The sequence below is a fragment of the Klebsiella sp. C349492 genome (assembly GCF_042055345.1).
Taxonomy (GTDB): Bacteria; Pseudomonadota; Gammaproteobacteria; order Enterobacterales; family Enterobacteriaceae; genus Klebsiella; species Klebsiella scottii.
Genome location: NZ_JANQCE010000006.1, coordinates 175248 through 194010, shown reverse-complemented (window position 1 = coordinate 194010; position 18763 = coordinate 175248). Strand labels below are relative to the sequence as shown.

At 58.9% G+C, this 18763-nt stretch carries 20 protein-coding genes; 15 read left to right on the top strand and 5 right to left on the bottom strand.

The window, feature by feature from the left end:
• Window positions 1-39: 39 nt before the first annotated feature.
• Window positions 40-774, top strand: coding sequence for a phosphoadenosine phosphosulfate reductase (gene cysH / locus NWP14_RS20935; protein ID WP_095098579.1), 735 nt, complete (start codon window positions 40-42; stop codon window positions 772-774).
• Between the two features lie 115 nt (window positions 775-889).
• Here the strand turns inward: cysH and NWP14_RS20930 are convergent, their stop codons facing one another.
• Window positions 890-1933, bottom strand: coding sequence for an aminopeptidase (locus NWP14_RS20930; RefSeq protein WP_095098575.1), 1044 nt, complete (start codon window positions 1931-1933; stop codon window positions 890-892).
• 247 nt (window positions 1934-2180) lie between these two features.
• Between NWP14_RS20930 and cysG the strand changes: the two genes are divergently transcribed.
• The 11 genes from cysG (at window position 2181) to NWP14_RS20875 (ending at window position 11015) form a co-directional block, all read left to right on the top strand.
• Window positions 2181-3587: a siroheme synthase CysG gene (cysG, locus tag NWP14_RS20925; protein WP_375215976.1), complete on the top strand. Its 1407-nt coding sequence runs from the start codon at window positions 2181-2183 to the stop codon at window positions 3585-3587.
• Between the two features lie 33 nt (window positions 3588-3620).
• On the top strand, window positions 3621-4529 hold the full coding sequence (cysD, locus tag NWP14_RS20920) for a sulfate adenylyltransferase subunit CysD (RefSeq protein WP_041146949.1): 909 nt from the start codon (window positions 3621-3623) through the stop codon (window positions 4527-4529).
• 9 nt (window positions 4530-4538) lie between these two features.
• Window positions 4539-5966, top strand: coding sequence for a sulfate adenylyltransferase subunit CysN (cysN, locus tag NWP14_RS20915; RefSeq protein WP_095098569.1), 1428 nt, complete (start codon window positions 4539-4541; stop codon window positions 5964-5966).
• Window positions 5966-6571, top strand: coding sequence for an adenylyl-sulfate kinase (gene cysC / locus NWP14_RS20910; protein WP_095098567.1), 606 nt, complete (start codon window positions 5966-5968; stop codon window positions 6569-6571). Before cysN ends, cysC begins: the two co-directional genes overlap by 1 nt.
• Window positions 6572-6619: 48 nt before the next feature.
• The gene (locus tag NWP14_RS20905) at window positions 6620-6946 is read left to right on the top strand and encodes a DUF3561 family protein (RefSeq protein ID WP_041146946.1); all 327 of its coding nucleotides are present in this window, start codon (window positions 6620-6622) and stop codon (window positions 6944-6946) included.
• A 140-nt stretch (window positions 6947-7086) separates the two neighbouring features.
• Window positions 7087-7398, top strand: coding sequence for a cell division protein FtsB (ftsB, locus tag NWP14_RS20900; protein ID WP_045857570.1), 312 nt, complete (start codon window positions 7087-7089; stop codon window positions 7396-7398).
• Between the two features lie 19 nt (window positions 7399-7417).
• Window positions 7418-8128, top strand: a complete 711-nt coding sequence (gene ispD, locus NWP14_RS20895; protein WP_095098562.1) for a 2-C-methyl-D-erythritol 4-phosphate cytidylyltransferase — start codon at window positions 7418-7420, stop codon at window positions 8126-8128.
• Window positions 8128-8607: a 2-C-methyl-D-erythritol 2,4-cyclodiphosphate synthase gene (ispF, locus tag NWP14_RS20890; protein WP_041146943.1), complete on the top strand. Its 480-nt coding sequence runs from the start codon at window positions 8128-8130 to the stop codon at window positions 8605-8607. Before ispD ends, ispF begins: the two co-directional genes overlap by 1 nt.
• Window positions 8604-9653, top strand: a complete 1050-nt coding sequence (truD, locus tag NWP14_RS20885; protein ID WP_095098555.1) for a tRNA pseudouridine(13) synthase TruD — start codon at window positions 8604-8606, stop codon at window positions 9651-9653. Before ispF ends, truD begins: the two co-directional genes overlap by 4 nt.
• Entirely contained in the window at window positions 9634-10395 is a 762-nt protein-coding gene (gene surE / locus NWP14_RS20880) for a 5'/3'-nucleotidase SurE (RefSeq protein WP_095098550.1), read from the top strand. The genes truD and surE overlap by 20 nt, the downstream gene beginning before the upstream one ends.
• Window positions 10389-11015, top strand: coding sequence for a protein-L-isoaspartate(D-aspartate) O-methyltransferase (locus NWP14_RS20875; protein ID WP_095098546.1), 627 nt, complete (start codon window positions 10389-10391; stop codon window positions 11013-11015). Before surE ends, NWP14_RS20875 begins: the two co-directional genes overlap by 7 nt.
• Window positions 11016-11117: 102 nt before the next feature.
• Here NWP14_RS20875 and NWP14_RS20870 read toward each other — a convergent pair whose 3' ends face one another.
• Window positions 11118-11249: a peptidase gene (locus NWP14_RS20870; protein ID WP_259274799.1), complete on the bottom strand. Its 132-nt coding sequence runs from the start codon at window positions 11247-11249 to the stop codon at window positions 11118-11120.
• Here NWP14_RS20870 and nlpD point away from each other — a divergent pair.
• Both nlpD and rpoS read left to right on the top strand, forming a co-directional pair.
• Entirely contained in the window at window positions 11191-12255 is a 1065-nt protein-coding gene (nlpD, locus tag NWP14_RS20865; RefSeq protein ID WP_370525551.1) for a murein hydrolase activator NlpD, read from the top strand. The two genes, NWP14_RS20870 and nlpD, sit on opposite strands and share 59 nt — an antisense overlap.
• 152 nt (window positions 12256-12407) lie before the next feature.
• Window positions 12408-13400: an RNA polymerase sigma factor RpoS gene (gene rpoS, locus NWP14_RS20860; protein ID WP_004866938.1), complete on the top strand. Its 993-nt coding sequence runs from the start codon at window positions 12408-12410 to the stop codon at window positions 13398-13400.
• A gap of 65 nt (window positions 13401-13465) precedes the next feature.
• Here the strand turns inward: rpoS and NWP14_RS20855 are convergent, their stop codons facing one another.
• Window positions 13466-13843, bottom strand: a complete 378-nt coding sequence (locus tag NWP14_RS20855) for a DUF4440 domain-containing protein (protein WP_375215914.1) — start codon at window positions 13841-13843, stop codon at window positions 13466-13468.
• Window positions 13840-15054 carry an MFS transporter gene (locus tag NWP14_RS20850; RefSeq protein ID WP_375215913.1) on the bottom strand — a complete coding sequence of 405 codons (1215 nt, stop codon included), beginning with the start codon at window positions 15052-15054 and terminating at the stop codon, window positions 13840-13842. The genes NWP14_RS20855 and NWP14_RS20850 overlap by 4 nt, the downstream gene beginning before the upstream one ends.
• 109 nt (window positions 15055-15163) lie before the next feature.
• Here NWP14_RS20850 and NWP14_RS20845 point away from each other — a divergent pair, with 109 nt between their 5' ends.
• The gene (locus tag NWP14_RS20845; RefSeq protein ID WP_375215912.1) at window positions 15164-16051 is read left to right on the top strand and encodes a LysR family transcriptional regulator; all 888 of its coding nucleotides are present in this window, start codon (window positions 15164-15166) and stop codon (window positions 16049-16051) included.
• Window positions 16052-16135: 84 nt separating this feature from the next.
• Here NWP14_RS20845 and mutS read toward each other — a convergent pair whose 3' ends face one another.
• Window positions 16136-18697 carry a DNA mismatch repair protein MutS gene (gene mutS / locus NWP14_RS20840; protein WP_346430791.1) on the bottom strand — a complete coding sequence of 854 codons (2562 nt, stop codon included), beginning with the start codon at window positions 18695-18697 and terminating at the stop codon, window positions 16136-16138.
• Window positions 18698-18763 lie beyond the last annotated feature (66 nt).

Genomic DNA, 18763 nt, shown 5'->3' with positions numbered 1-18763 from the left:
GGGAGCGGAATGAGGTGAAGGGAAAATAACGAGGTAACTATGTCCGTACTCGATCTCAACGCGCTAAATGAACTGCCGAAAGTTGAACGCGTACTGCAGCTGGCGGAAACCAACGCTCAGCTGGAGAAGCTCAGCGCCGAAGAACGCGTGGCGTGGGCGCTGGAAAACCTGCCCGGCGACTATGCGCTCTCTTCAAGCTTTGGTATTCAGGCGGCGGTTAGCCTGCATCTGGTTAACCAGATCCGTCCGGATATTCCGGTGATCCTCACCGATACCGGCTACCTGTTTCCGGAAACCTATCAGTTTATTGATGAACTTACCGACAAGCTGCAGCTGAATCTGAAAGTTTATCGGGCGCAGACCAGCCCGGCCTGGCAGGAAGCCCGCTACGGCAAGCTGTGGGAGCAGGGCGTTGAGGGCATTGAGAAATACAATGACATCAACAAAGTCGAGCCGATGAACCGCGCTCTGCAGGAGCTGAACACCCGTACCTGGTTTGCCGGCCTGCGCCGCGAACAGTCCGGTAGCCGGGCAACGCTGCCGGTGCTGGCGATTCAGCGCGGGGTATTTAAGGTGCTGCCGATTATCGACTGGGATAACCGCACCGTTTATCAGTATCTGCAGAAGCACGGCCTGAAATACCATCCGCTGTGGGATCAGGGATACCTCTCCGTGGGGGATACCCACACCACCCGTAAATGGGAGCCGGGGATGGCGGAAGAAGAGACGCGCTTCTTTGGCCTGAAGCGCGAGTGCGGGCTGCACGAAGGGTAGGTCTCGATCGCCTTTGTTTTAAAGACGTTTGCTTTAAACATATTGAGTTTTAAAAAAAGCCCTCGCGCTTCACGCTGAGGGCTTTTTCGTGCAACCGGCAGCAGCAAAGCGCCAGCTAGCCGCGCTTATCGGCCTTCGCCAGCTCTTTCACCAGCGGCAGCATCACCTTGACGACGTCGCGGCTGCGCCGCTCGATGCGGCCGGGCAGCGCCTTGTCGATATGCTGCTGATTATCCAGCTGAACGCTGTGCCAGCTGTTGCCGTCTGGGAAAGCGGGTGATTTTGCCCGCTGCTGAAAACCATCTTTCTTACCGAGCGACCAGTTAGTGGCCTCCACCGACAGCACCGGGATTCCGGCGCTGTCAAAAACGCTGGCGTCATTGCAGCAGCCGGTGCCCTGCGGATAGTCACGGTTCAGCCCTGGGTTGCTGAAGGCGGCAACCCCTTTGCTACGCGCGATGGCCAGCGCCCGGTCGCGGGTGAGCTTGCGAATCGACGCGGGCGTGCTGCGGCCGCTATTAAAATAGAGCTTATCGCCGACCACCAGATTATCGAGGTTGATCACCAGCAGGGTATTTTTCTTCTCCTCGTCGCCCATACGCTTCAGCAGATTCTGCGCCCCGAGGCGGCCCTCCTCTTCACCGCTGGAAGCGATAAAGCGAATGCCATAATGGGTGGGCACGTTCTTGAGTCGTTCGGCCAGTTCCAGCATCACGCCAAGGCCAAGGGCGTTGTCGTCAATCCCCTGCAGGGTTAAACCGCCGAGGTTTTTTTCCACGTCGCTATCGCTCATGGGAGCGTAGGTATCGAGGTGCGCCATGATGATGATTTGCTGGCGCGCCTTGCCCTCGTGGGCGGCAATCACCGTGCTGCCGGTGACGTTTTGCCAGTTCTGTCGCTGATTTTTGGTGGTGTAGATATAGCGCGTATGAAAGCTGCGGATATCGCTTTGGTAGCCCATCTGCGCGAACTGCTGACGCAGGTAGTCCGCCGACAGCATCTCTGCGGGCGAGCCGGTCATTCTTCCGGGGAAAAAGGTCGCGATATGACGAGCCTGCGTATTAGCGGTTTCGCCCATAGCGCTAAAAGCCGGGGCGGAGAAGACAAAACCTGCGCCAAGCGCCAGTGGAAGCAGGCGGCGGCACAACGCGGAAAACATAAGAGGGTCCTTACGGCAACAGAACAATTTGACCCGCTTAGTATGAAACTGTGACCGAGGTTAAACAATTTCATTTGCTCTTAAATAGCGGAAAAGTCGCATGTTAAGCACTTTTTGATCTTTGCTTTCCCAGGTCGTTATTCCTTTGAGTAACAACTCATTCCATTTCGTAATTTCATTTGCTCTAAGTGGCACCCTATAGTCGCACTATGACTGATTGTAAGCGAGTTATGGCATCGTGGACTATTTGCCCTTATTTGCCGAATTAAAAGAGCGGCCGGTGCTGGTTATCGGCGGCGGCGAGATTGCCGAGCGCAAGATCATGTTTCTGCGTCGGGCGGGGGCGAAAGTGCAGATTGTGGCCGCTGCGCTATCCGATGAGCTTGCTGAGCTGGTCGAGCGCCAGGAAATAGCGTGGCGCGCAGAAGCGTTTCAGGAACAGCAGATCGACGACGTTTTCCTGGTGATTGCCGCCACCGAAGACGACGCGCTGAACCAGCGGGTTTTTGCCGCCGCGAACGCGCGCTTTCGCCTGGTGAATGTGGTGGACAATCAGCAGCTTTGTTCGGTGGTCTTCCCCTCCATTGTCGATCGCTCCCCGCTGCTGGTGGCGATCTTTTCGGGCGGTTCGGCGCCGGTACTGTCGCGGATGATACGCGAAAAAATTGAAGCGCTGCTGCCGACCAATCTGGGACGCGTTGCCGAAGCGGCAAGCTACTGGCGGCATCATATTAAAACGCATCTGACCACTACCGCGGCGCGGCGCCGTTTCTGGGAGCGCGTTTTCAACGGCCGCTTTGTCAGCCTGATGATTGCCGGCAACAGAGCCGCCGCCGATAAGGCGCTGGAGGATGAGCTGTATCAGCCGGAAAAGCGGTTGGGTGAAATCATCCTTGTCGGCGCCGGGCCGGGTGATGCCGGACTCCTTACGCTAAGCGGTCTTCAGGCGATTCAGCGGGCGGACGTGGTGTTTTACGATCGTCTGGTAACGCCGGAGATACGCGAGCTGGTGCGTCGCGATGCGGAGATGATCTGCGTTGGTAAACGCGCCGGAGAGTATTCGGTACCGCAGCATGAAACGAATCAGATGCTGGTCGCGGCGGCGAAAGAGGGCAAAACGGTGGTGCGCCTGAAGGGCGGCGATCCGTTTATTTTCGGTCGCGGCGGCGAGGAGCTGCAGGCGGCAGCGGCTGCGGGGATCTCCTTTCAGGTTGTTCCCGGCGTGACCGCAGCAGCGGGCGCGACGGCGTATGCCGGAATTCCGCTGACCCACCGCGATTACGCGCAGAGCGTGACCTTTGTCACCGGCCACTACAAGGCGGACAGCGCGCCGCTCGACTGGGCGCTGTTGGCGCAGAGCCGGCAAACGCTGGCTATCTATATGGGCACGATGAAGGCGGCGGAAATCAGCGCGCAGCTGATCGCGCACGGGCGCGACAGGAACACGCCGGTAGCGGTTATCTCCCGCGGCACTCGCGCCGATCAGCAAACGACGATCGGCACGTTAGAACAACTGGAACACCTGGCGAAAGATGCCCCGATGCCGGCTCTGCTGGTGGTGGGCGAAGTGGTGCAGCTACATCAGCAGCTCGCCTGGTTTCAACACACAACGAACGCAGAAGGGTTTGGCTCTTCTGTGGTCAATCTGGCTTAGGCCCGGCGCAACAGGCCTTATAAGGAACGGTTAATGGACCAAAAACGACTCACTCACCTGCGACAACTGGAGGCGGAAAGCATCCATATCATTCGCGAGGTGGCCGCAGAATTCTCAAATCCGGTGATGATGTACTCCATCGGTAAAGATTCCAGCGTGATGCTGCATCTGGCGCGTAAAGCGTTTTATCCGGGAACCCTACCGTTCCCGCTGCTGCACGTTGATACCGGCTGGAAATTCCGTGAGATGTACGAGTTCCGTGACCGTACCGCGAAGGCCTACGGCTGCGAGCTGCTGGTGCACAAAAATCCGGAAGGGGTGGCGATGGGCATCAACCCGTTTGTCCACGGCAGCGCCAAGCATACCGATATCATGAAGACCGAAGGTCTCAAGCAGGCGCTGAACAAATATGGCTTTGACGCCGCGTTCGGCGGTGCCCGCCGCGATGAAGAGAAATCTCGCGCTAAAGAGCGTATCTACTCTTTCCGCGACCGCTTCCACCGCTGGGATCCGAAAAACCAGCGCCCGGAGCTGTGGCACAACTACAACGGCCAGATTAACAAAGGCGAAAGCATCCGCGTGTTCCCGCTCTCTAACTGGACCGAGCTGGATATCTGGCAGTACATCTATCTGGAAAATATCGAAATCGTGCCGTTGTACCTGGCGGCAGAGCGCCCGGTTCTCGAGCGTGACGGCATGCTGATGATGATCGATGACGACCGCATCGACCTGCAGCCGGGCGAGGTTATCAAACAGCAGATGGTGCGTTTTCGTACCCTCGGCTGCTGGCCGCTGACCGGCGCGGTGGAGTCCAACGCGCAAACGCTGCCGGAAATTATTGAAGAGATGCTGGTCTCCACGACCAGCGAACGTCAGGGTCGCATGATTGACCGCGATCAGGCAGGCTCGATGGAGCTGAAGAAACGTCAGGGGTATTTCTAAGGAGCCGCCATGAATACGACAATTGCACAACAAATTGCTGATGAAGGCGGCGTTGAAGCCTACCTGCACGCGCAGCAGAATAAAAGCCTGCTGCGCTTCCTGACCTGCGGCAGCGTTGATGACGGCAAAAGCACGCTGATTGGCCGCCTGCTGCACGATACCCGCCAGATCTATGAAGATCAGCTCTCATCGCTGCATAACGATAGCAAGCGTCACGGAACCCAGGGCGAGAAGCTGGATCTGGCGCTGCTGGTGGATGGCCTGCAGGCGGAGCGCGAGCAGGGCATCACTATCGATGTGGCCTACCGCTATTTCTCTACCGAAAAGCGCAAGTTTATTATCGCCGACACGCCGGGGCACGAGCAGTACACCCGCAATATGGCGACCGGCGCCTCAACCTGCGATCTGGCGATCCTGCTGATCGATGCGCGCAAAGGGGTGCTGGATCAGACCCGTCGTCACAGCTTTATTTCAACGCTGCTGGGTATTAAAAACCTGGTGGTGGCGGTGAATAAAATGGACCTCGTGGAGTTCAGCGAAGCGCGGTTTAACCAGATTCGCGAAGAGTATCTGACCTTTGCCGAGCAGCTGCCGGGCGACCTCGATATTCGCTTCGTGCCGCTTTCCGCGCTGGAAGGGGACAACGTTGCCAGCCAGAGCGAGAAGATGGGCTGGTACAGCGGCCCGACGCTGCTGGAAGTGCTGGAAACCGTTGAGATCCATCACCAGGTCGAAACCCAGCCGCTGCGTTTCCCGGTGCAGTTTGTGAACCGTCCAAACCTCGATTTCCGCGGTTTCTCCGGTACCGTAGCCTCCGGCAAAGTGACGGTTGGCCAGCGTCTGAAGGTGCTGCCGTCGGGCGTGGAGTCCAGCGTGGCGCGCATCGTGACCTTTGACGGCGACCTGCAGGAAGCCGGCGCCGGGGAAGCGATTACTATCGTGCTGAAGGATGAGATTGATATCAGCCGCGGCGACCTGCTGGTCGATGCGCAGGTACTGCTGCCAGCCGTGCAGAGCGCCAGCATTGACGTGGTGTGGATGGCTGAACAGGCGCTCTCTCCGGGCCAGAGCTTTGATATTAAAATTGCCGGTAAGAAAACCCGCGCCCGCGTGGACGGCATTCGCTATCAGGTTGATATTAACAATCTGACCCAGAGTGAGGTGGAATCGCTGCCGCTCAACGGCATCGGCCTCGTGGATTTGACCTTTGATGAGCCGCTGGTACTGGACAAATACCAGGACAACCCGGTGACCGGGGGGCTTATTTTTATCGACCGCCTGTCGAACGTCACCGTCGGCGCCGGCATGGTGCGCGAACCGCAGGAGCACGCTCAGGCGTCCGCTTCGTCGTTCAGCGCGTTTGAGCTGGAGCTGAACCAGCTTATCCGTAAGCATTTCCCGCACTGGGACGCTCGCGATCTGCTGGGAGGCAAGTAATGGCGCAGCATGACGAAAACGTCGTCTGGCATGCCCATCCGGTCACTCAGCAGCAGCGCGAGCAGCGCCACGGCCATCGCGGCGTGGTGCTGTGGTTTACCGGGCTCTCCGGCTCTGGTAAATCTACCGTTGCCGGCGCGCTGGAGGAGGCGCTCCAGCAGCTAGGCGTCAGTACCTATCTGCTGGATGGCGATAACGTGCGTCACGGCCTGTGCAGCGATTTGGGCTTTAGCGACGGCGATCGGAAAGAGAATATTCGCCGCGTGGGCGAAGTGGCTAAGCTGATGGTTGAGGCCGGGCTGGTTGTGCTGACGGCCTTTATCTCTCCGCACCGCGCCGAGCGCCAGATGGTGCGCGAGCGCCTGGGGGAAGGGCGCTTTATCGAAATATTCGTCGATACGCCGCTGGCGATCTGCGAGGCGCGAGATCCGAAAGGGTTATACAAGAAGGCGCGAGCGGGAGAATTACGCAATTTCACCGGAATTGACTCAGTTTATGAAGCACCGGAAAAGGCGGAAATTCATCTGGATGGTGAACAATTGGTAACAAATTTGGTGCACCAACTATTAGACCTGCTCAGACAGAGCGATATTATCAGATCCTGAAACGGTGGCGGCACTGAGATGTTGGCCGCCCGGTGAACAGGATTCGATATGCGCAATACCCAGAACCTCAGTATGATTCGTTCAGAACCACCCCCGGTGGCGAATGACGAGACCACCTGGTCTTTGTCAGGCGCCGCCGTGGGATTTATCTCATGGCTGCTGGCGCTGGGTATCCCCTTTCTCATCTATGGCAGCAATACGCTGTTTTTTCTTCTCTACACCTGGCCGTTCTTCCTTGCACTGATGCCGGTTGCCGTTGTGGTCGGTATTGCGCTGCATTCGTTGTTGAATGGTAAACTCCTCTACAGCTCGTGCGCGACGATTTTAACCATCGGACTGATGTTCGGCCTGCTGTTCCTCTGGCTGCTGGGATAGTCTTTTTGGCGTATGAATCAAGCCTGGGTATCGATGACAAAAATGTGGTACAGTCCCCGCGTTACGCGGCATCGTCCGCGCGTCGGAGTAAAACGCTCGGGCGAGTTATCGGATGATGATGCCGTTTTTCAGGGGGCAGGATGGGTAAATTAACGCTGCTATTATTGGCTTTGCTGGTCTGGCTACAGTACTCGCTGTGGTTCGGTAAAAATGGTCTGCATGACTATAGTCGGGTTAATGACGATGTCTCCGCTCAGCAGGACACTAACGGTAAATTAAAGGCGCGCAACGATCAGCTGTTTGCGGAAATCGACGACCTCAACGGCGGTCAGGAAGCGATCGAAGAACGCGCGCGCAACGAGCTAAGTATGACCCGCCCGGGTGAAACGTTTTATCGTCTGGTCCCGGATGCGTCTAAACGCAATCAGGGATCGGCGCAGAATAATCGATAAATAAGCCCAGGATTACGACATGGCAGCCACTTTTCCGGGCGTTTGCGCCGTGGTGCCGGCGGCCGGTTTTGGCCGTCGTATGCAAACGGAATGCCCGAAACAATATCTCTCAATCGGTAACAAAACGATTCTCGAGCACGCGGTCGCCGCGCTGCTGACCAACGCCTGCGTCCAGCGCGTGGTGATTGCCGTCAGCCCCGGCGATGTCCGCTTTAGCCAGCTGCCGCTGGCCTCCCATCCGCAGATTACCGTCGTTGATGGCGGCAGCGAACGCGCCGACTCCGTTCTTGCTGGCCTCAAGGCGCTGCCCGATGCGCAGTGGGTGCTGGTGCATGACGCCGCGCGCCCGTGCCTGCATCAGGACGATCTCACCCGCCTGCTGGCGCTGCGTGAAACCAGCCGCGTTGGCGGCATCCTGGCGGCACCGGTTCGCGATACCATGAAGCGCGCCGAACCCGGCAAAGCCGCCATTGCCCATACCGTCGATCGCAACGACCTGTGGCATGCGCTGACGCCGCAGTTTTTCCCGCGTGAATTACTCTTTAACTGCCTGACGCGTGCGCTCAACGAAGGCGCAACCATCACCGACGAAGCGTCGGCGCTGGAGTACTGCGGCTTCCATCCCGAACTGGTAGCCGGACGCGCGGATAATATTAAAGTGACGCGCCCGGAAGACCTGGCGCTGGCAGAATTTTACCTTACCCGTTCCCGACACCAGGAGAAGGCTTAATGCGAATTGGACATGGTTTTGACGTACACGCTTTTGGCGGTGAAGGCCCAATCATTATTGGCGGGGTGCGCGTTCCTTACGAGAAGGGGCTGCTGGCCCACTCCGATGGCGACGTCGCGCTGCATGCGCTGACCGATGCTCTGCTGGGCGCGGCTGCGCTGGGGGACATCGGTAAGCTGTTCCCGGACACCGATCCGGCCTTCAAAGGCGCCGACAGCCGCGCGCTGCTGCGCGAAGCCTGGCGCCGGATTCAGGCGAAAGGCTATACCCTCGGCAACGTTGACGTCACCATCATTGCCCAGGCGCCCAAAATGCTGCCGCATATTCCGCAGATGCGCGTTTTTATCGCCGAAGATCTTGGCTGCCATATGGACGACGTCAACGTGAAGGCGACGACCACCGAAAAGCTCGGGTTTACCGGCCGCGGCGAAGGCATTGCCTGTGAAGCGGTGGCGCTGCTGCGTAAGGCGGCACAATGATCGCCTTCAACGAACTCACCTGGCTGCACGGTAAACCACTGGGGCAGGGGCTGCTGAAAGCCAGCCCGGAAGACTTCATGGTGGTAGAAGACCTCGGCTTTGAGCCCGACGGCGAAGGTGAGCACGTGCTGGCGCGGATCCTCAAAAAGGACTGCAACACGCGCTTTGTCGCGGACGCGCTGGCAAAATTCCTTAAAATCCATGCCCGGGAAGTTAGCTTTGCCGGGCAAAAGGACAAGCACGCGGTGACCGAACAGTGGCTCTGCGCCCGGGTGCCGGGTAAAGAGATGCCCGACCTCAGCAAGTTTCAGCTCGAGGGCTGCCAGGTGCTGGAGTACGCGCGCCATAAGCGCAAGCTACGCCTTGGGGCGCTGAAGGGCAATCAGTTCACCCTGATCCTGCGCGAAGTCAGCCACCGCGATGATGTCGAGCAGCGCCTGCAGGCCATCGCTGCCGGCGGCGTGCCAAACTATTTTGGCGCTCAGCGCTTTGGGATTGGCGGCAGCAACCTGCTGGGCGCGCTGCGCTGGGCAGAGAGCGGAGCCCCGGTGCGCGATCGAAATAAACGCAGTTTTTGGCTGTCGGCGGCGCGTAGCGGCTTGTTTAATCAGCAGGTCAGTATTAGATTAAAAAAAACAGAATTTAATCAGGTTGTTGATGGCGATGCGCTACAATTAGCGGGGCGCGGCAGCTGGTTTGTCGCTGCGCCTGAAGAGCTGGCGGAACTGCAGGGGCGGGTTGATAACCGCGAGCTGCTGATTACCGCTGCGCTGCCGGGCAGCGGCGACTGGGGCAGCCAACGCGATGCGCTGGCCGCCGAACGGGCGGCGGTGGCTGAAGAGACGCCGCTCCAGGCGCTGCTGGTGCGTGAAAAAGTAGAGGCCGCGCGCCGGGCGATGCTGCTCTATCCGCAGCAGATGAGCTGGAACTGGTGGGATGACGTAACCGTTGAACTGCGTTTCTGGCTGCCAGCGGGCAGCTTCGCCACCAGCGTGGTAAGGGAACTTATCAACACAACGGGTGACTATGCGAATATTGCTGAGTAACGATGACGGGATTCATGCGCCGGGCATTCAGACCCTGGCGAAGGCCTTACGGGAATTCGCTGAGGTCCAGGTTGTCGCACCCGATCGTAACCGCAGCGGCGCATCGAACTCCCTGACGCTAGAGTCTTCACTACGCACCTTCACTTTTGATAATGGCGATATCGCCGTCCAGATGGGCACTCCGACGGACTGCGTCTATCTCGGCGTCAACGCCCTGATGCGCCCCCGTCCGGATATCGTGGTTTCTGGTATTAACGCCGGGCCGAATCTTGGCGATGACGTAATCTACTCCGGTACCGTGGCCGCCGCGATGGAGGGCCGGCACCTTGGCTTTCCGGCGCTGGCCGTGTCGCTAAACGGCCATCAGCATTACGCTACCGCGGCGGCCATCACCTGCACTATTCTGCGCGCGCTCAGCCGCGAGCCGCTGCGCACCGGGCGCATTCTCAATATCAACGTACCCGATCTGCCGCTTGAGCAGATTAAAGGCATCCGCGTGACCCGCTGCGGCAGCCGCCATCCGGCCGATCAGGTTATCCCGCAAAAAGATCCGCGCGGCAATACCCTGTACTGGATTGGTCCTCCGGGCGAGAAGCACGATGCCGGGCCCGATACCGACTTTGCGGCAGTAGATGAAGGCTACGTGTCGGTTACGCCGCTGCACGTTGATTTAACCGCCCACCAGGCCCATGAAGTGGTCACCGACTGGCTCGAACGCGTCGGAGTAGACAGCCAATGGTAAGCAAACGTGTTGAAAGCCTGCTGAATCAGCTCCGTACTCAGGGCATCGTCGACGAGCGCGTGCTCGAAGCGATTGCGCTGGTGCCGCGGGAAAAGTTTGTCGATGAGGCCTTCGAACATAAGGCGTGGGAAAACACCGCGCTGCCGATTGGCCAGGGGCAAACCATTTCGCAGCCCTATATGGTGGCGCGGATGACGGAGCTTCTGACGCTGACGCCAGAGTCCAGGGTGCTGGAAATTGGCACCGGCTCGGGCTATCAGACGGCGATACTGGCGCAGCTGGTGCACCACGTCTGTTCGGTCGAGAGAATTAAGAGCCTGCAGTGGCAGGCGCGGCGTCGCCTCAAACAACTTGATTTACATAATGTTTCAACCCGTCATGGTGATGGATGGCAGGGTTGGAGGGCGCGAGCACCTTTTGATGCGATTATCGTCACCGCCGCGCCACCGGAAATTCCGCCGGCGCTGCTGGCGCAGCTGGATGAAGGTGGCGTGCTGGTTTTACCGGTAGGTGAAGAGCATCAGTTTCTGAAACGGATCCGTCGTCGCGGTAATGAGTTTGTTATTGATACCGTTGAAGCCGTTCGCTTCGTTCCCCTGGTTCAAGGTGAGCTGGCGTGAGACCCGGATTATTCCAGGTTTTTTTTGCCTGATTTTAGGCGTAGGGTGGACACATTTTCAGTGTCCTGGCCGGGCGTTGCCCGGTAAGCAAGATATTGGTAGTTAACCTATTCCTGGGGGATAAATGAGCGCGGGAAGCCCAAAATTTACCTTAAGCCGTATTGCGGCACTATCGCTGGTTTCACTGTGGCTGGCAGGCTGTTCGAATACGAATAATCCGCCTGCGCCGGTCAGTTCGGCTGGAGGCGCCTCCTCCTCCGGGACCAGCTCCGGGATGCTGATTACCCCGCCGGCGAAAACGGGCGTTACCGCCGTGCCTCAGGTGCAGCCGGTTCAGACCCGGCCGACGCAAATTCAGCCGATGGAGCAGCAGCAGCCGCTGCAGACCATGAACGGCAAGATCGTTTATAACCGCAAATATGGCGATATTCCGAAAGGCAGCTACACCGGCGGCAGCACCTACACCGTCAAACGCGGCGACACGCTGTTCTATATTGCCTGGGTGACCGGCAACGATTTCCGTGACCTTGCCCAACGCAATAATATCCCGGCGCCGTACGGCCTGAACGTCGGCCAGACGCTGCAGGTTGGCAACTCCGCGGGCCAGCCAATCACCGGCGATAACGCCGTTGCTCAGGCCAGCGCTCGGGCAAGCGGAGGTGCGACGGCGGCCTCACATCCTGCACAAAAATCAACCGCAGTGGTTGCGTCACAACCAACTATTACGTATTCTGAACCCTCAGGTGAACAGAATGCTAATAAGATGTTGCCGAACAATAAGCCTGCGACGACAGTCGTTGCGCCGGTTACGGCTCCAGCTATCAGCAGCAACCAACCGACTGCAAGCAGCACGTCAACCAGTTCGCCGATCTCTTCATGGCGCTGGCCGACTGAGGGCAAGGTTATCGAGAACTTTAGCGGCGCCGAAGGCGGTAATAAAGGCATCGATATTGCAGGCAGTAAAGGACAGGCTATCGTCGCGACCGCTGATGGACGCGTCGTCTATGCCGGTAACGCACTGCGCGGTTACGGTAATCTTATTATCATCAAACACAACGATGATTACCTGAGTGCCTACGCTCATAACGATACCATGCTGGTCCGGGAGCAACAGGAAATTAAAGCGGGGCAGAAAATCGCTACCATGGGTAGCACCGGAACCAGCTCGACAAGATTACATTTTGAAATTCGTTACAAGGGGAAATCCGTCAACCCGCTGCAGTACTTACCGCAGCGATAATTTGGCGAAGTACGCATAAGCATAACGTCAGTTAAAAGGCGCCGGGGCGGTGAACGCCGCTCTGCATTGGGGCTAAAAAGCTGTCCTGGCGACATTTGAATGATATTTAGCGAAGGTGCTTTGCTCAGGGATCACGGGTAGGAGCCATCTTTATGAGTCAGAATACGCTGAAAGTTCATGATTTAAATGAAGACGCGGAATTTGATGAGAACGGAGTTGAGGTTTTCGATGAGAAAGCCTTAGTAGAAGAGGAACCCAGTGATAGCGATCTGGCCGAGGAAGATCTCCTGTCGCAAGGCGCAACGCAACGCGTGCTTGATGCGACTCAGCTCTATCTTGGTGAGATTGGTTATTCCCCGCTGCTGACGGCTGAAGAAGAGGTCTACTTCGCCCGACGCGCGTTGCGTGGTGATGTCGCTTCACGCCGCCGGATGATAGAAAGCAACCTGCGTCTGGTGGTAAAAATTGCCCGTCGTTATAGCAATCGTGGTCTGGCGCTGCTGGATCTGATTGAAGAGGGTAATCTGGGGCTGATCCGCGCGGTTGAAAAGTTTGACCCGGAACGTGGGTTCCGTTTTTCAACTTATGCAACCTGGTGGATCCGTCAAACGATTGAACGGGCGATTATGAACCAAACCCGTACCATTCGTTTACCTATCCATATTGTGAAAGAGCTGAACGTCTATCTGCGTACCGCGCGTGAGTTGTCCCATAAGCTGGACCACGAGCCGAGTGCGGAAGAGATTGCCGAACAGCTGGATAAGCCGGTTGATGACGTTAGCCGTATGCTGCGTCTGAACGAGCGCATCACCTCGGTGGATACCCCGCTGGGCGGTGACTCGGAAAAAGCGCTGCTGGATATTCTGGCCGATGAAAAAGATAACGGCCCGGAAGACACCACGCAGGACGATGATATGAAACAAAGCATCGTCAAATGGCTGTTCGAACTGAACGCCAAGCAGCGTGAAGTCCTGGCGCGTCGTTTTGGCCTGCTGGGCTATGAAGCCGCTACGCTTGAAGATGTAGGTCGTGAAATTGGCCTGACCCGCGAACGCGTGCGTCAGATCCAGGTTGAAGGCCTGCGCCGCCTGCGGGAAATCCTGCAAGGTCAGGGGCTGAACATCGAAGCGCTATTCCGCGAATAAGACATTTTTCTTAAAAAAGGCCCGATCGGTTGATTGGGCCTTTTCCTTTTTTAGCCAGCCTTATTCTACCCCAGCCAGGTCTCCTGCAGGTGGCGCCACAAAATCCGCTCATCCTCCTGCCTGAACACTACCGTTGACCAGCGCACCGTGGGCGCCTGTCCGGGAAGGGTCTGCGTTTCGCGATAGAGAACCGCCGCGCCGTCGTGCCAGCTGGCAAGCTCCGTGAGGCTATCAATAGCGATCTTCAGGCCCGGGCGGCTGCCGCCAGCCTGCTGAAAAAAATTGCTGACCGCCCGGCGATCCATACGGGCGCCGCCCGCGGCGACCAGCGTAAAATCGTGGGTAAAGCGCGTCATTAACGCCTCAGCGCTTCCTTCCTTACGGCCTAACCAGTTTTCAATGATGACGTGGGCATTGAGGACTTCCTCGAAATATGCGCTCATTTCTTCTCCATTTTGCTATGCAGACGCAGGATCAGCGCCCGGTTGTCGAATCGCAGGCAGCTCAGCAGGGGGATGAGGGTGATCCCGGCTGCGGTGATAAAAACCCCGCGCCATGCCAGCGCGGTGGAATAGTGGTGGAGCAGGGCGCTGAGCAGCGCGGCCAGCAGCGCCGCGCCGGCTAAAAAGCTGAGCTGACGGTTGATATTCCACAGCGCGCTGGCGTCCGGCAGGTGGTGGTTGGCGATATTCAAAAAGGCGCTGCTTTGTGCCGTACTGCTGCACAGGCTGACGCCCGCGCCCATCAGCGTGAAGGCGCTTATCAGGGTGCTCGCCGATGTCTGCGGGCTTACGCCGATCAGCAGCAGGATCCCCGCCGCCTGAAGCAGGCATCCGCTGATAATAAACGGCCGGGGGCCGAATCGATTGTAGTATCTGCCGGTCAGCGTTATCGCCACAAACGATGCCAGCGACCACGGCAGCATCAATGACCCGATGGCTGAAGGCGACATCCCGGTGAGGGTCTGCAGGTAAAACAGGCCGACCACGTTGATGCCAATAAACGTGCCGGGGACGCAGAGATAAATCAGCATCGCGAAGCGCAGCAGCGGGTCGGCCAGCAGCGGCAGATGTAAAAAGCGGCCCGGGCGCGTCGTTGTCACCTCTTTTTCAAGCCAGCAGGCGGCCAGGATAAGCGTCAGAAAAGCGACGGGCAGGCTGGCAAAGAAAACCCATCGCCAGCTGAACGTCTGCACCAGCAGCCCCCCAAGTGCTGGAGAGCAGGCGGGAGCCAGCAGCCCGACCAGCATCACGGCGGCAGAGAGCTTTGCCCGCTCGTGGGGCTTAAAGTAGCGCCAGGTCACCGCCTGACCAACGGGAATTAATAGCCCGCCGCCCATCCCCTGAAGCGCGCGCCAGAAAACCAGCGCGCTCAGCGAATCCGCCATTCCGGCTCCCAGCGCCGCCGCGCTGAACAGAAGCAGCGACAGCAGAAAAACGCGCCGGGCGCCAAATCGCTGTGCGAGCCAGGCGCTGAAGGGGATCACCAGCGTGAGCCCGGCGATATAGCCGTTGCTGACCCAGGTCAGCTCGCCCACGGAGGCGTTGAGCGCCCGACTCATATCGGGAAAGGCAACGCTGGCGATAAACATATTGATTAAGTCGAGAAAGAAACCGAGCAGAAAAACGGTGGCAACCTTGCTGCGATAGGTCATGGCGATCTCCGGTAAAGAAGGTCGCTACTCTAAACCTCTGCGTCGGGCGGATAAACGCGGCGAAGCGGGATATACTGTCTGATAATTTTTGACAATAAGCTGAGTTAGCATGCTGAATCTGCAACGAATGGCCATGTTTGTGGCGGTGGTGGAGTGCGGACGTTTTACCGCGGCGGCGGTCGCCCTGGCCCAGACCAAGGCGGTGGTGAGCTTTAACGTGCGGCAGCTGGAGAGCGAGCTTGGCGTCACGCTGCTTTTACGCTCCACGCGGCGGCTGACCCTGACGGATGCGGGGACGGTGTTCTATCACCGCGGCGTCGGGCTGCTGAAGGCGGCGGAAAATCTCCAGGACGAGGTGCGGGCCAGCCACGCCGGATTGAGCGGCGAGCTGCGCATCACCACCACTCCGGAGTACGGCGCACGGGTGATTATTCCCGCCCTGGCCGAGTTTAGCCAGCTGCACCCGGCGCTGCGCGTGCGCCACGTTTCATCCTCGCATCATGCCGATTTAATTTCTGAACGCTTTGATGTCGCCATTCGTCTCGGGACGCTGGCGGACTCGCGCTACCGCGCGGCGCTGATTTCGCGTTTCGCGATCCTGCCCGTGGCCGCGCCTGCGTGGCTGGCGCAGCATCCGCTGGCAACCCTCGAAGACCTGGCCCAGGCCGAGTGGATTATTCATGAGCGCCTGCAAACGCCGCTGCGCTGGCAGCTCAGCGGGCAGGATCAGGAGGCGTTCGGTTTTGAAATTCAAAAGACCCCGCGTCTGTCGGCGGATAGCGCCAGTGCGCTAATGGCCTTCGCCCTTGCCGGCAGCGGCGTGGCGCTGTTGCCGGAGTGGCTGGTGGCCTCATCGTTGGCTCAGAAGCGTTTGATCCATTTGCTACCGGAGGTAAGCTTTCCGTCGCAGGGAGTTTATGCGGTCTATCCGGATGCGCGGCACGTGCCGACTAAGGTGCGGGCGTTTATCGATTTTTTACGTCAGCGGGCGGGGTAACATACCGGTTTCTGCGGCCATTTCTGCGGTTCACTCCCGGGCGAAGCATTGCTGCCCGGGAGTGACGTTCAGAGGATAAGAGGATTACGCCAGGCTTTTAAGCCGATAGATCCACTCCAGGGCCTGACGCGGCGTCAGCGTATCGGGGTCAAGATGCTCCAGCGCTTCGAGAGCCGGGGAGGTCTCTTCCGGAGCCGACAGCAGCGACATCTGCGTACCGTCAACCTGGGTCGCCGCCGCGTTGGGCGAAATGCTCTCCAGCTCGCGCAGCTTCTGCCGCGCGCGCTTGATCACCTCTTTCGGCACCCCCGCCAGCGCCGCGACCGCCAGGCCGTAGCTTTTGCTCGCCGCGCCGTCCTGAACGCTGTGCATAAAGGCGATAGTGTCGCCGTGCTCCAGCGCGTCCAGATGCACGTTAGCCACCCCTTCCATTTTCTCCGGCAGCTGGGTGAGCTCGAAGTAGTGGGTGGCAAACAGGGTCAGCGCTTTTATCTTATTCGCCAGGTTCTCCGCGCAGGCCCACGCCAGCGACAGGCCGTCGTAGGTCGAAGTGCCGCGGCCGATTTCATCCATCAGCACCAGACTGTGTTCGGTGGCGTTATGCAGAATATTGGCGGTTTCGGTCATCTCGACCATAAAGGTTGAGCGGCCGCTTGCCAGATCGTCCGCCGCGCCGACGCGGGTGAAGATGCGGTCAATGGGGCCGATTTCGACCTTTTCAGCCGGGACGTAGCTGCCGATCCACGCCAGCAGCGCAATCAGCGCGGTCTGGCGCATATAGGTACTTTTACCGCCCATATTCGGACCGGTAATAATCAGCATCCGCCGCTGCGGCGACAGGGTGAGCGGGTTGGCGATAAACGGCTCTTTTAGCACCTGCTCCACCACCGGATGGCGGCCTTCGACAATGCGGATGCCCGGTTTATCGCTAAAGGTCGGGCAGCAGTAGTTAAGGGTTTCGGCCCGCTCGGCGAGGTTAATCAGCACGTCCAGCTCCGCCAGCGCGCTCGCGCTCTGCAGCAGGTCGGCAAGATGCGGCAGCAGCATATCAAACAGGCGGTCGTAGAGCTGTTTCTCCAGCGCCAGCGCCTTGCCTTTCGAGGTTAGCACCTTGTCTTCATACTCCTTGAGCTCAGGAATAATATAGCGCTCGGCGTTTTTTAACGTCTGGCGACGCACGTAGTGAATCGGCGCGTGCTGGCTTTGGCCGCGGCTAATCTGGATGTAGTAGCCGTGAACCGCGTTGTAGCCCACCTTCAGCGTATCCAGCCCCAGCCGTTCGCGTTCGCGAACCTCCAGCTTATCGAGATAGTCCGTGGCGCCATCGGCCAGCGCGCGCCACTCGTCGAGCTCTTCGTTATAGCCCGGGGCAATCACGCCGCCGTCGCGCACCAGCACCGGAGGCGCGTCGATAATGGCCTTTTCCAGCAGCTCGCGCAGCTCGTCGAACTCGCCCATTTTATCGCGCAGCTGCTGCACCGGGGCGCAGGGGACGTCGGCCAGCATGTCGCGCAGCGCCGGCAGCTGCTGGAAGGCATGACGCATGCGGGCTAAATCGCGCGGCCGCGCGGTGCGCAGCGCCAGGCGCGCCAGAATACGTTCGAGATCGCCGACCTGACGCAGCACCGGCTGCAGTTCGCCATAGCGCTCCTGCAGGGCGCCGATGGTCTGCTGGCGCTCGATCAGCACCGCGGAATTGCGGATTGGCATGTGCAGCCAGCGTTTAAGCATCCGGCTGCCCATCGGGGTGACGGTGCAGTCGAGGACTGAGGCGAGGGTATTGTCGGTGCCGCCGGCCAGGTTCTGGGTGATCTCAAGATTACGGCGGGTGGCGGCATCCATAATGATGCTGTCCTGCTCGCGCTCCATGGTAATCGAGCGGATATGCGGCAGGGAGGTGCGCTGGGTATCCTTGACGTACTGCAGCAGGCAGCCCGCCGCGCACAGGCCGCGCGGGGCGTTTTCGACCCCGAAGCCCACCAGGTCGCGGGTGCCGAACTGTAAATTCAGCTGCTGGCGCGCGGTGTCGATTTCAAACTCCCACAGCGGGCGACGGCGCAGGCCGCGGCGGCCTTCAATCAGCGCCGCTTCGGCAAAATCTTCGGCATACAGCAGCTCTGCCGGGTTGGTGCGCTGCAGCTCCGCCGCCATGGTTTCGCGATCGGCCGGCTCGCTGAGGCGAAAACGCCCGGAGCTGATGTCCAGCGTCGCATAGCCGAAGCCTTTGCTGTCCTGCCAGATGGCGGCCAGCAGATTATCCTGACGCTCCTGCAGCAGCGCTTCATCGCTGATGGTGCCGGGCGTGACGATGCGTACCACTTTCCGTTCGACCGGTCCTTTGGTGGTGGCCGGATCGCCAATCTGTTCGCAAATCGCCACCGACTCGCCCTGATTCACCAGCTTCGCGAGGTAGTTTTCCACCGCATGGTGCGGGATCCCGGCCATCGGGATCGGCTCGCCCGCCGAGGCGCCGCGTTTGGTCAGCGAGATATCAAGCAGCTGCGAGGCGCGTTTAGCGTCGTCATAGAACAGCTCGTAAAAGTCGCCCATGCGGTAGAACAGCAGGATCTCCGGATGCTGCGCTTTCAGCTTCAGATACTGCTGCATCATCGGGGTGTGGGCGTCGAGATTGTCGATTGTACTCATAGAAAGTTATCCAGCTCCCTGGGTTTTAATGGGTTGCGATCTTTTTTGTTTTCGTTGGTATCACAT